Below are 12,805 nucleotides of genomic sequence, written 5' to 3' on the forward strand. Positions count from 1 at the left end.
TAGCCTAACCTAACTTAGCCTTGCCTCATCAAGGCCGGTCCCGCTGCCCTCGCGCCACGCCTGCCACAGGCGCGCGTACCGGCCGCCCAGCGCCACCAGTTCGTCGTGCGTCCCGCGCTCGACCACGCGCCCCGCGTCCAGGACGGCGATGTGGTCCGCCGCCATCGCCTGGGTCAGCCGGTGCGCCACGAACAGCGTGGTCCGCCCCGCGCACGCGGCCAGCACGGCGCGTTCGAGCTCGGCGGCGCCCTCGCTGCCCGCCTCCGCGGTCGACTCGTCCAGCACCACCACGGGCGACCGGCTCAACACCAGCCGCGCCAGGGCGATCTGGGCGACCTTGGTGACGTCCAGCCGCTCGCCGCCCTCGCCCACCGGGGTGTTCAGCCCGTCGGGCAGCGCGTCGACCCAGTCGTGGGCGCCGACCGTGCGCAGCGCGTCCAGCAGCCGGGCGTCCGTCGCCCCGGGCGACGCGAGCCGCAGATCGTCGGCGAGCGTGCCGGAGAACACATGGGTCTCCTGCGTGACGATGCTCACCAACGCCCGTGCCCCGGCCTCGTCCAGCCCGGCGAGATCGTGCGGCCCGACCCGTACGGACCCCGTCCCCGGGGTGCCGATACCGGCGATCAGCGCGGCCAGCGTGGACTTGCCCGCGCCGGTGGCGCCGACCAGGGCGAGCGAACCCCCGGCCGGGATCGTCAGGTCGACGTCCCGCAGAACCGGCTCGTAGGCGCCGGGGTAACGGAACGTCAGCCCCCGCACCGTCACCGGGTACGCGCCCGCTTCCGCCGGGGCGACCGTCCCGTCGCCCACCAGCCGGTCCTGCGCGTCCTCCCCCAGCACCCCGACCAGCCGGGTCAGACTCGCGCCCGACTTCTGTGCCTCGTCGAAGGTGAACATGATGGCGCCGAGCGGGGTGAACAGCCGGTGGAACATCAGCGGCGCCGCCGACACCTCGCCCAGGGTGGCCGCGTCGGCCTCCAACAGGGCGTACCCGACCACGAGGATGAGGACCAGACCGATGAACTCGGCGCGGTTCTCCCGGCCGACGAAGCGGCCGAAGAAGCGGAAGACCTCGACACCGAGGTCGCGCACCCGCCACGACTCACGGGTGACGGTCTCGCGGACGGACTCCTCCAGGCGGTACGCCCGTACGGTGTCGATACCGTTCAGTCCGCTGATCAGGGCCTGGGCGCGGTCGGCCTGGGCCACCCGCTGCGCGCGGTAGAGCGGGGCGGAACGCGGCAGGTACCAGCGCAGCGCCAGCGCGTACGCGGGCAGCGCGCCCGCGCCCGCCAGCCCGAGCCGCCAGTCGAGTCCGAACATGCCGACCGTGGCGATGAAGACCAGCACCCCGGCCGAGAACACGGTGGGCACGGCGGTCCGGATGCCCTTGGACAGCACGGCCACGTCGTCACCGACGCGGGACAGCACGTCGCCCCGGCCGACCTGTTCGATCCGCGCGCTCGGCATCGCGAGGACGGCGCGGACCGCGCGTTCGCGCAGGTGCGCGAGGAGGTCCGCGCCGAGCCGTCCGATCAGATACGTCGACGCGGCGGTGGCCGCCGCGCCGAGCAGCGCGGCGGCCCCCATCAGCACACCGACGGTGACCAGGACCGAGCGCGGCTCGCCCTCGACCACCCCGTCCACCACCTGGCCGAGCAGCAGCACCGGGAGGACCTGGAGCGCCGCCCCGGCCACCGTCGTGAGCACGGTGGCGAGGGTGAGCCAGGGCCGGTCGCGGCAGTGCGTCACGACCCATCGGCCGGCCTCACCCCCGGTCGCCGTACGCAGGGTGGCCGGGGGGACGCGGGTATCGGTGGCGGCGCTCACCCGGAGACCGTACCGAGTGGTGAACAGGGCAGCGGACGGGGCGAGTTGGTCACATCGTCACCTTTACTTGGCGGACTTGACGAGTTCGTCGATCGCGTACGGCAGGGAGAGCAGCGTGCCCTGGGACATGGCGGCGCCGATCGCCGGGCCCTCGCTGTCCAGCAGGTAGGACACCTTGCCGTTCTTGACCGCGGGGAGGTTGGCGAACAGCTCGAACTTGTTCAACGCCTCGGTGTCCACCTTGTCGTTGACGACGAAGACCCGGTCGACGTCGATCAGGTCGATGCGCTCGGGCGAGAGTTCGGTGGAGAAGCCGCCGTCCGCGATCTTGTCGATCTCCGTCTGGTACGCGAAGCCGGTGCCCGTCACCAACTGGCCGCGCACATCGGTCGAAGTGAAGGGCGAGATCGCGTCCTTGTACCAGGAGATGACGACCGCCGTCTGGTCGGCGAACGCGGGGTTGGCCTTCTTCGCCGCGTCGAGCTTGTCCTGGATGCCCCGGACGAGCTCGGTGCCCTCGTCCTCCTTGCCGAGCGCCTTGGCGATGTGGACCGCGTTGTCCTGCCAGGGAGCGCTGAACGGCTCCTTCTCGGCCTTGGTACGGCCCACGGTCGGGGCGATCTGCGACAGCTTGTCGTACGCGGCCTGGTCGATCTCGGAGTAGACCGCGATGATCAGGTCCGGCCGAAGGGCGGCGATCTTCTCGTAGTTGGGGCCCGCGTCACCGTTCTTCATGATGACCTCGGGGCGGGCGTCGCCCCACTTGTCCTTCACCCAGGGCCACTGGGTGTTGATGTCGGGGCTCTGGCCCGCCGGGTTCGGGTACTGGTCGACCATGCCGACCGGCTTGATGCCGAACGCGAGGACGGCCTGGTCGTCGGTGTAGCCGACGGAGACGACGCGCCGGGGGGCCTTGGTGACCTCCGTGGACCCGAACGCGTGCTCCACGGTGACCGGGAACGCCCCGGAGGCAGCGGCGGCGGGTGCGTCGTCGGTCGGCTTGTCCGCCGAGTCGGAACCGCATCCCGCGAGGAGTCCGACACCGAGCGCGGCGGCGGACAGAGTCGCCGCCAGTCGCCGCCACGGCTTCACGAGCGTCGTGCTTTGGAGAGACATCCGGTATTCCCTTGCGTTCGCGCCGGCGGCTGCCCCGTGTCTTAGGGCAGCCAAACCTTATCCTGCGTTGGTGAGGTTAGCCTAGCCTAACCCATGAATTCCCTTGACCGTTCCATGGGTTGGAGCGGGGGGCTCCGCACGCGACCGCCGGACGCCACGAGGGCGTCCGGCGGTGACAGGGAGACGGCTCCGGGCCCGCGTACGCCCCGGGAGAACGGCTCCGCGACCTGACGGTCTGTCAGACGTGGGTACGGCCGAGCGGCACGATGACCGGGCCGTCGCCCACCGGGGCGTCGATCACCTGGGCGCGCAGCCCGAACGCCTCGTGCAGCAGCTCGGCGGTGATCACGTCACGCGGATGTCCCTGCGCGAGGATCGCCCCGTCCCGCATCACCACGAGGTTGTCGCTGTAGCGCGCCGCCAGGTTGAGGTCGTGCAGCACCATGACCACGGTGCGCCCCGACTCGTGCAGATCGTCGACGAGATCGAGCACGTCGATCGCGTGCGCCAGGTCCAGATAGGTCGTCGGCTCGTCCAGCAGGAGCAGATCGGTCCCCTGGGCCAGGGTCATCGATATCCAGACGCGCTGGCGCTGGCCGCCGGAGAGCGAGTCGACCGGGCGGTCGGCCAGGTCGGCGACCCCGGTCATGGCCAGGGCGCGCTCCACGACCTCCGCGTCGTCCGAGGACCACTGGCGCAGCCAACTCTGGTGCGGGTGGCGGCCCCTGGCGACCAGGTCGGCCACGGTGAGACCCTCCGGCGCGACCGGTGCCTGGGGCAGCAGCCCGAGTTTCTTCGCGACGTCCCTGGTCCGGAGGCCGGCGATGTCCTGGCCGTCGAGGACGACCGTGCCGCCGGCCGGCTTGAGCAGCCGGGTCAGGGTGCGCAACAGGGTCGATTTACCGCAGCCGTTGGGGCCGATGATCGTGGTGATGACCCCGGACGGGATCGCCACGTCCAGTGTGTCGATGACGGTCCGTCCGCCGTACCCGACCGTGATGCCCCTGGCGGCCAGCCGGGCGTCGCCGCCGACGGCGGACCCGGTCCCGGCCGTGGACGTGTTCCCGGTCGCCGACGCGAACTCGGTGATGGACTGAGCGGTCACGTGCCCCCCTCGTTAGGTTTGCCTAACCTTTTCTATCATCGATCTGACTGTCTGAGGTTCGCCCGCACCAGCAGATAGACCAGGAAGGGACCGCCGACGGCGGCGGTGACCACCCCGACCGGCAGGCTGATCGGCAGCGCCGCCCGTGCCACGAGGTCGGCCCCGATCAGCAGCAGGGCGCCCACCAGGCCCGAGGCGGCCATCGGCGGGGTGGGGCAGCGCGCCAGACGCATCGCCACCTGCGGCGCCACCAGCGCGACGAACGGCACGGGCCCCGCCGCGCTCACCGCCACGGCGGCCAGCAGGACCGCGCACAGCAGCAGCACCGCGCGGATCCGCCCGTGCCGGACGCCGAGCCCCGCGGCGATGTCGTCGCCGAGATGCATCGGTTTGAACTGGAAGGCGGCTCCCACCACGACGACCAGCAGGACCAGGGTCGACCAGAGCGCGACCGTGACCTGGTCCCAGGACCGGCCGTCCAGCGAGCCGATCAGCCACACCTGGGCCCGCGCGACATCCCGGATGTCGGCCGAGATCAGCAGCCAGGTGGTGAGGGCCTGCATCATGGCGCTCACCGAGATGCCGATGAGGATCAGCCGCAGGCCGTCGATGCCGCGCCGCCACGCGAGGAAGTACACCAGCAAGCCCGTGACGAGGCCGCCGGCGAGCGCCGCCGCCGACTGGCCCACGGAGTCGACGACCACGGTGGCCGCACCGCCCGACACCGTGATCAGGAACACCGCGACCACCCCGGCCCCCTGGGTGATGCCGAGGATGTCCGGGCTGGCCAGCGGATTGCGCGCGACGGACTGCGTGATCGCGCCGGACACGCCGAGCGCGACACCCACGACCAGACCGGCCAGGGCACGCGGCATCCGCAGGTCCATGATCACGAACTCGTCGACCTGTTCGCCCTGCCCGGCCAGGGTGGCGATCACCTGGGGCAGGGCGATGGGGAAGTCCCCCACGCCGATGGACACGCAGAACAACAGGAAGCAGGCCGCGGCCAGCAGCAGGGTGACCAGGACGACCCAGGGCCGCCAGACGAAGGACATCCGGCCGAGCCGTACGCCCGGTGCCACCGCGGGCCTGTCGGGCTTCGCGTGCGCCGTCCCGTTCATGTGCTGATGTGTCCTGTTCACGCGCTCTTGAACTTTCCTCGCCACACGAGGCCCGCGAAGAACGGGGCCCCGAGGAGGGCGACGACGACACCCGAGTCCAGTTCGCCCGGCCGCACCACCAGTCGCCCCACGATGTCGCAGACCAGCAGGATCACGGCGCCGAGCAGCCCCGCGTACGGCACCAGCCAGCGGTAGTCCGGGCCGGTGAGCCGGCGGGCCAGGTGCGCGACCATCAGCCCGAGGAAGGCGATGGGGCCGCACGCCGCCGTGGCCGCGCCGGCGAGCAGGGTGATGGCGACGACGCCGACGGTGCGGCTCAGAGCCATGTTCACGCCGAGCCCGCGCGCCACGTCGTCCCCGAGGTTGAGCAGGTTGAGGGCGGGCAGGGTGGTCAGCGCCAGCACCAGCCCGGCCCCGACGAACGCGGTCACCGGCCAGATGGTGTCGAAGCCGACGCCCGCCACCGAGCCCGCGTTCCAGAAGCGCAGCGCGTTCAGCGACTCCTTGTCCGACAGCGCCACCGCCGTGGTCATCGCCGCGAGGAAGACGGTGACGCCCTGTCCGGCGAGCGCGAGTGTCAGCGGATTGCCGGCTCCCCGGCCGATGCTGGCCAGGCCGAACACGACGACCCCGGCGGCCCCGGCGCCGGCGAAGGAGAACCAGACGTACTGGAACGGGTCGGTGAAGCCGAAGAGAGCGATGACCGACACGACGGCGAACGACGCGCCGGCGTTCACCCCGAGCAGCCCCGTGTCCGCGATCGGGTTGCGCGTGTACCCCTGGATCAGCGCCCCGCCGACCCCGAGGGCGATGCCCGCCACGATCGCGAGCACGGTCCGGGGCACCCGCACCGTCCGCACGATGAGCCGGATCTCGGTGAGCCGCTGGTCGGGATCGGGGGCCGCGAACAGCCCGTGCCACACCTCGGCGGGGCTCAGCGCGCGTGCCCCGACCGCCAGCGACAGGGCCCCCGCGACCGCGAGGACCGCCACCAGCGCCCCCACGCCCACCACCCGCCGTCGGCGGGTCCTCGTCGTGCCCCCGGGCAGGGGCCGCTCCACCACAGTCGTGCTCATGTCGACGTACGTTATCCCTTGGATGTACGGGGGAGGCCGGGCCTGTCGGGCCTCACCGGGCGGCTCGACTCCGGCGCGCGGACGGGCGGGAGGGCCGGGGAACCGATCCGGGCGGCGGGCCCCACGGGTGGGCGGCGCGGGCCCTACGGGTGGGCGGCCGTGCCGGTGCCGTCGGCGAGTTGACGGGCCGCCACGGAGGCCGGGGCGGCGCCCCGGGCGAGCACCGAGTCGAGGATCTCGCCGACCCGGATCGCGGTGTTGGAGAGCAGCGACGAGGTGATGCCGTGCGTGTGCTCCGTACCGCCCTGGAGGTAGATGCCGGAGCGCAGCGCGTCGTCGGTCGCGATGCGGTAGTCGCGCTCGACGCGGACGCGGCCCTCGTCGTCGCGCAGACAGCGCTGCCCGACCTCGCCGAGGAGTCCGACGGGGTCGGCCTGGCTGTAGCCGGTGGCGAACACCACGACGTCGGCGTCGAGGAAGGTCTCCTCGCCGGTGACGAGGGACTTCACCGTGGCGCGCGCCTTGTCCGGGGTCTCCTTGACGTCGACCAGCCGGGAGACGTTGATGAAGCGCAGCCGCTCGGTGCCGAGGACCTTCTCCTGGTAGCTCTGCCGGTACAGGTCGTCGATCAGATCGATGTCCACCACGGAGTAGTTGGTGTTCCCGTGGTAGTCCATCAGCCGGCCCTTGATGTCCTCGGGGGCCGCGAAGTACTGGTCGACCGCCTCGGGGTCGAAGATCCGGTTGGCGAAGCCGCTGTCGTCGGCGGGGCTGTAGCCGTAACGGGAGAAGACCGCGCACACCTCGGCCTCGGGGAAGCGGCGGTGCAGGTAGGCGACGTTCTCGGCGGCGCTCTGCCCGGCGCCGACGACGACGAACCGGGACGGCGAGGCGCCGTCCAGGGAGTCGACCTTCTTCAGCAACTCGGAGTTGTGCCAGACGCGTTCACCGCGCTCGATGCCCTCCGGCATCTGGGGACGCAGTCCGGTGCCGATGACCAGGTTGCGGGCGCGGTGGACGACGAGCCCCTCCGCCGACCGTACGGTGACGTCCAGGTACTCCACCGCGCCGTCGCGGACGACCGGGGTGATGCCGACGACCTCGTGGCCGTACGAGACCATGTCGTCGACCTTGGCGGCGGCCCACTCGAAGTAGTCGTGGAACTCGACCCGCAGCGGGAAGAGGTTCTTGTGGTTGATGAAGTCGATCAGCCGGCCCTTGCTCTTCAGGTAGCAGAGGAAGCTGAACTCACTGGTCGGGTTCCGGAGTGTCACCAGGTCCTTGAGGAAGGACACCTGCATGGTCGCGTCGTCGATCAGCATGCCCCGGTGCCAGCCGAAACGCGGTTGCTGCTCGAAGAAGTGGGCGGTGACGGACTCCTGCCTGCCGACGCGCGCGTTGTGCTCGTTGACCGCGATCGACATGGCCACATTGGACGGCCCGAAGCCGATTCCTATGAGGTCGTAGACCGGTGCTGCGTCGCCAGGAAGAACCTGTGACATGTCACTCCCATTCATACGGGGGAAGCCGCCTGTCGGGTGCGGGGGGAAGATACGGAAGGGGGGCGCACCGACGACGTCGCCCGCCATGACTTAGGTGAGCCTAAGCTAATCTTTTGCGGCTGTCGACAGGGGGTCGGACGGCCGGTCCCCTCGACTGGGCCGCCCCGCAGGCGAGTTGCATACTAAGGTAAGCCTTGCTTAACTCTCTGGTCGGTCCATCCCTGCTCTGAGGAGGAACCCCATGCGGGTCGTCATGTTCGGTTACCAGACCTGGGGCCACCGCACCCTGCGAGCCCTTCTGGACTCCGAGCACGACGTGGTGCTGGTCGTGACGCACCCCAAGAGCGAGCACGCGTACGAGAAGATCTGGAGCGACTCCGTCGCCGATCTCGCCGAGGAGCACGGCGTACCGGTGCTGATCCGCAACCGCCCGGACGACGAGGAGCTGTTCGAGCGTCTGAAGGCGGCGGACCCGGACATCATCGTCGCCAACAACTGGCGCACCTGGATTCCCCCGCGCGTCTTCGGCCTCCCCCGCCACGGCACCCTGAACGTCCACGACTCGCTGCTGCCGAAGTACGCCGGTTTCTCTCCGCTCATCTGGGCGCTGATCAACGGCGAGTCCGAGGTCGGCGTCACCGCGCACCTGATGGACGACGAACTCGACGCCGGGGACATCGTCCGGCAGGAGGCGGTCCCGGTCGGACCGAAGGACACCGCCACCGATCTCTTCCACAAGACGGTCGACCTCATCGCCCCGGTCACCATCGGCGCGCTCGGTCTCATCGCGGCCGGGCAGACGGAGTTCACCAAGCAGGACCGCTCGCAGGCGAGCTTCTTCCACAAGCGGTCGGCCGACGACATCCGCATCGACTGGAACTGGCCGGCCGAGGACCTGGAGCGGCTGGTGCGCGCGCAGTCGGAGCCGTACCCGAGCGCCTTCACCCACCACCGGGGCAAGCGGCTGGAGGTCCTGGCGGCGGTCGTCTCCGAGGGCCGGTACGGCGGGACGCCCGGCCGGATCTTCTACCGCGAGGGGGACAGTGTGGTGATCGTCGCCGGAGCCGACGCCCGCACCGGCCGCAACCACGGGCTGGCGATCACGCGGGTACGGACCGAGGACGGGCGGGAGTTGCCCGCGACGGAGTACTTCACCTCGATGGGCGGCTATCTGACCGGCCGCCCCTGACGACGCGGCTCCCACACGCCGTCGCCACGGGGTCCGCGTCAACGGGACGCCGTGGCGGCGGAGTCGAGCCCGGCGCCGTGCGGACCGGTAGGTGCGTGGGGTGCGACCGCGTGGGTTGGCGGGGCCTCACGCGTGACGCGTGATCAGTCGGCCGGGATCCGGCCGCAGAGCCGGTTGCCCGGCTCCGCCGGGTCGTCGCTGATCCAGAACTGTCGCCACAGCAGGGCGAATTCTGCGCGGCCGAGCCGGCCGTCGCCGTCGACGTCGAGACGCGCGAAGACACCGGTCAGGTCCACCGGCCGGCCGTTCCAGGTCTCGACGAGTCTGCGGTGCTCCTCCGGGGAGATCGTGCCGTCCCCGTCGGAGTCCACGGCGTCGAAGACGGTGTCGGCGGTCGCGGTCACGTCCGCGATCATGCCGGGGAGCCGGTCCACGAGCGCGAGCACCTCGTCCATGCCGATCGCGCCGTCCCGGTCGGTGTCCCCGATCTCCAGCAGCGCCGCCCACCAGCCCATCAGCAACGACTCCACCCGCGCCCGCAGTTCGGTACCGGGACCCACCCCCGGCAGCCGGCTCCAGCGGGCGACGAGCGCCCGGAAGTCCTCCTCGCGCAGATAGCCGTCGCCGTCCGTGTCGAACGCGGCGAACACGCCTGAGAGTTTGCGTTCCTGAAACTCGCTGGCCATGAGCGGACTCCCTCGACACCGGACCGGGTCATGCAGCGGACGGCCGTGGCCGCGCGGTGACGGACACCACGCGGCGGACACCACCTCACTGTAGGCAGGGCCGCGACACCTCCCCAATGAGCACATACGCGCGATCGGTCACCCACTCGTGGGGGAATCCAGCGGGTTCTCACCCGAAGGAGTGATCGCCGAACTGCCATCTGTCGCAACGCGACAGCGTTTTGTAGCGTCTGACCTTCCAGGGGAAGGGGCCGTGATGAGCGCACAGTCGGAGTGGAGCGGGCGGGGTGCCTGCCGGGTCGTCGACCCGGACACCCTGTTCGTACAGGGCCAGGAGCAGAACCGGGCGAAGTCGGTGTGCCTGGGCTGCCAGGTGCGTACCGAGTGCCTGGCCCACGCCCTCGACAACCGCGAGGAGTTCGGTGTCTGGGGCGGTATGACGGAGCGTGAACGGCGGGCGCTGCTGCGGCGGAGACCGACCGTCACGTCCTGGCGGCGCCTGCTGGAGACGGCGCGCGACGAACACGAACACCCGGAGGACGACGCGACGTCACCGCTGCGCGCCAGCGGTTTCTAGAAGCCTGTCCGAGCAGACGGCCCGGTTCGTGCGGTTCTGACCCGCTTCACGCCGCCGACGGCCCGACCGCCGCCCGTCGGCGGCGGGTTGGAGCGTTAAAACGATTCGAACGTTCAAACCCTTGACCGACCCTTCGCGGGGGCGACACGATCTTCTGGCCGCCCACGCCGGGTGGGCGGCCGGAAGCACCGGAATTCCGTCTGTCCGATGTCGTGTCCACGAAGGGTCGGTACGTCCGTGTCCCCCCACTCGCTCCACCGCACAATCGCCTCAGCCGCAGCGGCCTTCGGTATCGCCGCGCTGTCCCTCGCCTTCACCTCCGGTCCGGCGCACGCCGCCGGGCCGGCCGAGCGCGCCGCCTCCACCCTCGCGGCCCCACCCGCGACCAGGGACTCGGGCAGCGCGTTCGTCAGCTTCACCAACAACAACGACGGCGGGGTCTACACCTGCGAGGTCACGATGCCCACCGGCATCGGACACGCCCCCACCGAGCCCCACCAGCTCTCCTGGCGTTCCGTCGTGGTCTGCGGCGTCGTCGTGCGCATGTACGGGGTCAGCCACTCGTACGTGTGGGGCAGCGACATCGCCTACTACCCGGGCAGTACGTACGACATCACCGGCACCATCGCCGAGACCGTGGGCCGGGTCAATGTGCCTCCGGGGGCCTGGGGTCTGAACAGCAACGTCATCATCTTCACCCCGGCCGGCTACACGGCCACCCCGGGCGCGGGCTGCGCGGCCGTGGCCGCCGACCAGACCAAGTGCACCGCCACCGCGGGTCCGATCATGGTCAGCTGAGTCGCCGGCCGGCCTTCGGCGGGCGCCTGTTCGGTGCTTCGGCCCGTCAGGCGCCCGCTCAGACCGGGGCGGGTTCCCGCAGGCGGCCCAGCAGTTGATCACCGATGCGGGCGACCTCGGGCAGATAGGGGGTGTCGGAGAGAACGAAGTGGGTGATGCCGAGCGCGCGGTACGCGCGCAGCGCGGCGGCCACGTCGTCCGGCGAGCCGACCAGCCAGGTGGTTCCGGCCCCGCCCCCGCCCACCCGGCCGGGGGCGGTGTAGAGGCAGGAGTCCAGCACCTCGCCGCGCTCCGCGAGGTCGTGCAGCCGCCGCTGCCCGACGGCCTGGCGCCGTCCGGCGCCCAGGGTCGTGTCGGGTGTGCCGGCCAGCTGGGCCACCTTGGCCTCCGCGTCGCGCCACGCCTCCTCGGTCGTGTCGCGGACCAGTGTCGTCACCCGCAGCCCGAACTCCAGCGGGGCGTGGGCGCGGCCCAGGGACTCGCTCAACTCCTTCAGGCGGCCGACGCGTTCGGCCACGCCGTCGAGCGGTTCGCCCCAGAACAGCTGGACGTCGGCCTCGGTGGCCGCGACGGCCTCCGCCGCCGCCGAGGCGCCGCCGAAGTAGAGCCTCGGGGTGCGACCGTGTTCGGCGCCGTGGGGGCGCGGGTTCACCGTCGAGTCCTCGACGGTGAAGAACTCGCCCCGGTGGGTGACCGACTCCTCGGTCCAGAGCCGGCGGACGAGCTGGAGGAACTCCCGGGTGCGGTCGTAGCGTCGGGCCGGGTCGCTCTCCCCGTCGCCGTACGCCGCCGGGTTGTCGAGTCCGCTGACGATGTTGACGAGCAGGCGCCCGCCGCTGAGCCGGTCGAGGGTGGCGGCGGAGCTCGCGAAGTGGGCCGGCTGCCAGTAACCGGGCCGGATCGCCACCAGCGGCTTGAACGTCGTCGTGCGGGCCGCGAGGGCGGTGGCGACGGTGAAGGTGTCCGGCCGGCCCCACCCCGTGCCGATGAGGGCCCCGCCCCAGCCGTGGTCCTCCGCCGCGCGGGCGATCTCGGTGGAGAAGCCGAGGGTGCCCCATCCGTCGGTCGTGTCGTCACCGCGATGGCCGGGCTCGACCGTGTTGGGGATGTACCAGAGATATTCGTCGCTCATGTCTGTCACGACTCCGATTCGCTGTCGGGCGCCGGCCGATCCGCTGGGATCCGCTCGGCTCCACTCGGACGCGGGCGTACCGGTCGGCGACACCGAATCGGACGATTCCGGGGCCGCTTTCCGGAGGAAGGAAGAAGGAAGGGAGGAGAAGGGAAGAACGAGGGAAATTGCATGACGACACGAGAAGCCCGGACAGGAATTCCCTCGTGGGTGTCCCCCGTGGTGCCGACCGTGGTCCGACCGGCTGCGGCGAAAGGAATCGGTGCGCGCGCAAGGAATATGACGGCGCGTCAGTGAGGATTCACGGACACAGGGCGCTGGCCGACCGCAGAAGGTCGACGTGAATGCGCGTCACGAGCCTCGTACCTGAATGCACGAGGCAACGGTAGGCGACGGAAAGAACCCTGGCAATGGGGCCGGGACTTTCCGGGATCGTCATCGCCCGCACTGTGTTGCGGAGTTGTTGCGGCACCCTCGCGGGGGCATTGCGGGAGTATTGCCGATTCCCGGTGACCGGTCCGCCGGATTCCTCGTGCCTCCCGTCCAACACCGTCCCGCCGGACACCGTCCCGCCGGGGTGTGCGCCGGACGGGTGAGCGCCGGGACGGGAACGGCTCGGCGTACCCAGGGGCACTCGCCCGCGCCGTATTGGTGGCCTCGTCGGACACGTGGA

Annotated in this window: 12 protein-coding genes; 3 read left to right on the forward strand and 9 right to left on the reverse strand. The window is 71.0% G+C overall.

The window, feature by feature from the left end; translation table 11 throughout:
* Positions 1-9: 9 nt before the first annotated feature.
* From OG875_RS00910 to OG875_RS00935, 6 genes are all read right to left on the reverse strand, one after another.
* Positions 10-1,830: an ABC transporter ATP-binding protein gene (locus OG875_RS00910; protein ID WP_330172269.1), complete on the reverse strand. Its 1,821-nt coding sequence runs from the start codon at positions 1,828-1,830 to the stop codon at positions 10-12.
* Positions 1,831-1,893: 63 nt separating this feature from the next.
* Positions 1,894-2,946 (reverse strand): iron-siderophore ABC transporter substrate-binding protein, encoded by a 1,053-nt coding sequence (locus OG875_RS00915; protein WP_330172270.1) that lies wholly within the window; start codon positions 2,944-2,946, stop codon positions 1,894-1,896.
* A 238-nt stretch (positions 2,947-3,184) separates the two neighbouring features.
* Complete coding sequence (locus OG875_RS00920; protein WP_330177548.1) at positions 3,185-3,961, reverse strand: ABC transporter ATP-binding protein; 777 nt, start codon at positions 3,959-3,961, stop codon at positions 3,185-3,187.
* Between the two features lie 125 nt (positions 3,962-4,086).
* On the reverse strand, positions 4,087-5,172 hold the full coding sequence (locus OG875_RS00925; RefSeq protein WP_330177549.1) for a FecCD family ABC transporter permease: 1,086 nt from the start codon (positions 5,170-5,172) through the stop codon (positions 4,087-4,089).
* A gap of 17 nt (positions 5,173-5,189) precedes the next feature.
* Entirely contained in the window at positions 5,190-6,248 is a 1,059-nt protein-coding gene (locus OG875_RS00930) for a FecCD family ABC transporter permease (RefSeq protein ID WP_330172271.1), read from the reverse strand.
* Between the two features lie 143 nt (positions 6,249-6,391).
* Positions 6,392-7,750: a lysine N(6)-hydroxylase/L-ornithine N(5)-oxygenase family protein gene (locus OG875_RS00935; RefSeq protein ID WP_330172272.1), complete on the reverse strand. Its 1,359-nt coding sequence runs from the start codon at positions 7,748-7,750 to the stop codon at positions 6,392-6,394.
* A 241-nt stretch (positions 7,751-7,991) separates the two neighbouring features.
* Between OG875_RS00935 and OG875_RS00940 the strand changes: the two genes are divergently transcribed.
* Complete coding sequence (locus OG875_RS00940) at positions 7,992-8,939, forward strand: methionyl-tRNA formyltransferase (RefSeq protein WP_330172273.1); 948 nt, start codon at positions 7,992-7,994, stop codon at positions 8,937-8,939.
* A gap of 143 nt (positions 8,940-9,082) precedes the next feature.
* Here OG875_RS00940 and OG875_RS00945 read toward each other — a convergent pair whose 3' ends face one another.
* Positions 9,083-9,625 (reverse strand): EF-hand domain-containing protein, encoded by a 543-nt coding sequence (locus OG875_RS00945; RefSeq protein ID WP_330172274.1) that lies wholly within the window; start codon positions 9,623-9,625, stop codon positions 9,083-9,085.
* Between the two features lie 256 nt (positions 9,626-9,881).
* Here OG875_RS00945 and OG875_RS00950 point away from each other — a divergent pair, with 256 nt between their 5' ends.
* Together OG875_RS00950 and OG875_RS00955 are read left to right on the forward strand one after the other, a co-directional pair.
* Entirely contained in the window at positions 9,882-10,202 is a 321-nt protein-coding gene (locus tag OG875_RS00950) for a WhiB family transcriptional regulator (RefSeq protein WP_330172275.1), read from the forward strand.
* Positions 10,203-10,439: 237 nt separating this feature from the next.
* Positions 10,440-11,000, forward strand: a complete 561-nt coding sequence (locus tag OG875_RS00955; protein WP_330172276.1) for a hypothetical protein — start codon at positions 10,440-10,442, stop codon at positions 10,998-11,000.
* 58 nt (positions 11,001-11,058) lie between these two features.
* On the opposite strand, the gene OG875_RS00960 is transcribed toward OG875_RS00955, so the two are convergent.
* Together OG875_RS00960 and OG875_RS30935 are read right to left on the reverse strand one after the other, a co-directional pair.
* On the reverse strand, positions 11,059-12,132 hold the full coding sequence (locus OG875_RS00960) for an LLM class flavin-dependent oxidoreductase (RefSeq protein ID WP_330172277.1): 1,074 nt from the start codon (positions 12,130-12,132) through the stop codon (positions 11,059-11,061).
* A 301-nt stretch (positions 12,133-12,433) separates the two neighbouring features.
* Positions 12,434-12,571 (reverse strand): putative leader peptide, encoded by a 138-nt coding sequence (locus tag OG875_RS30935; RefSeq protein WP_443079036.1) that lies wholly within the window; start codon positions 12,569-12,571, stop codon positions 12,434-12,436.
* Between the last annotated feature and the right edge of the window lie 234 nt (positions 12,572-12,805).

The organism is Streptomyces sp. NBC_01498, assembly GCF_036327775.1.
In the GTDB taxonomy this organism is placed as follows: Bacteria; Actinomycetota; Actinomycetes; order Streptomycetales; family Streptomycetaceae; genus Streptomyces.

Excerpts from the sequence above, each read along its gene's own strand:
- OG875_RS00915 (WP_330172270.1), bottom strand. The coding sequence starts at position 2,946 with ATGTCTCTCCAAAGCACGACGCTCGTGAAGCCGTGGCGGCGACTGGCG.
- OG875_RS00925 (WP_330177549.1), bottom strand. The coding sequence starts at position 5,172 with ATGAACGGGACGGCGCACGCGAAGCCCGACAGGCCCGCGGTGGCACCG.
- OG875_RS00930 (WP_330172271.1), bottom strand. The coding sequence starts at position 6,248 with ATGAGCACGACTGTGGTGGAGCGGCCCCTGCCCGGGGGCACGACGAGG.
- OG875_RS00935 (WP_330172272.1), bottom strand. The coding sequence starts at position 7,750 with ATGTCACAGGTTCTTCCTGGCGACGCAGCACCGGTCTACGACCTCATA.
- OG875_RS00940 (WP_330172273.1), top strand. The coding sequence starts at position 7,992 with ATGCGGGTCGTCATGTTCGGTTACCAGACCTGGGGCCACCGCACCCTG.
- OG875_RS00945 (WP_330172274.1), bottom strand. The coding sequence starts at position 9,625 with ATGGCCAGCGAGTTTCAGGAACGCAAACTCTCAGGCGTGTTCGCCGCG.
- OG875_RS00950 (WP_330172275.1), top strand. The coding sequence starts at position 9,882 with ATGAGCGCACAGTCGGAGTGGAGCGGGCGGGGTGCCTGCCGGGTCGTC.
- OG875_RS00960 (WP_330172277.1), bottom strand. The coding sequence starts at position 12,132 with ATGAGCGACGAATATCTCTGGTACATCCCCAACACGGTCGAGCCCGGC.
- OG875_RS30935 (WP_443079036.1), bottom strand. The coding sequence starts at position 12,571 with ATGACGATCCCGGAAAGTCCCGGCCCCATTGCCAGGGTTCTTTCCGTC.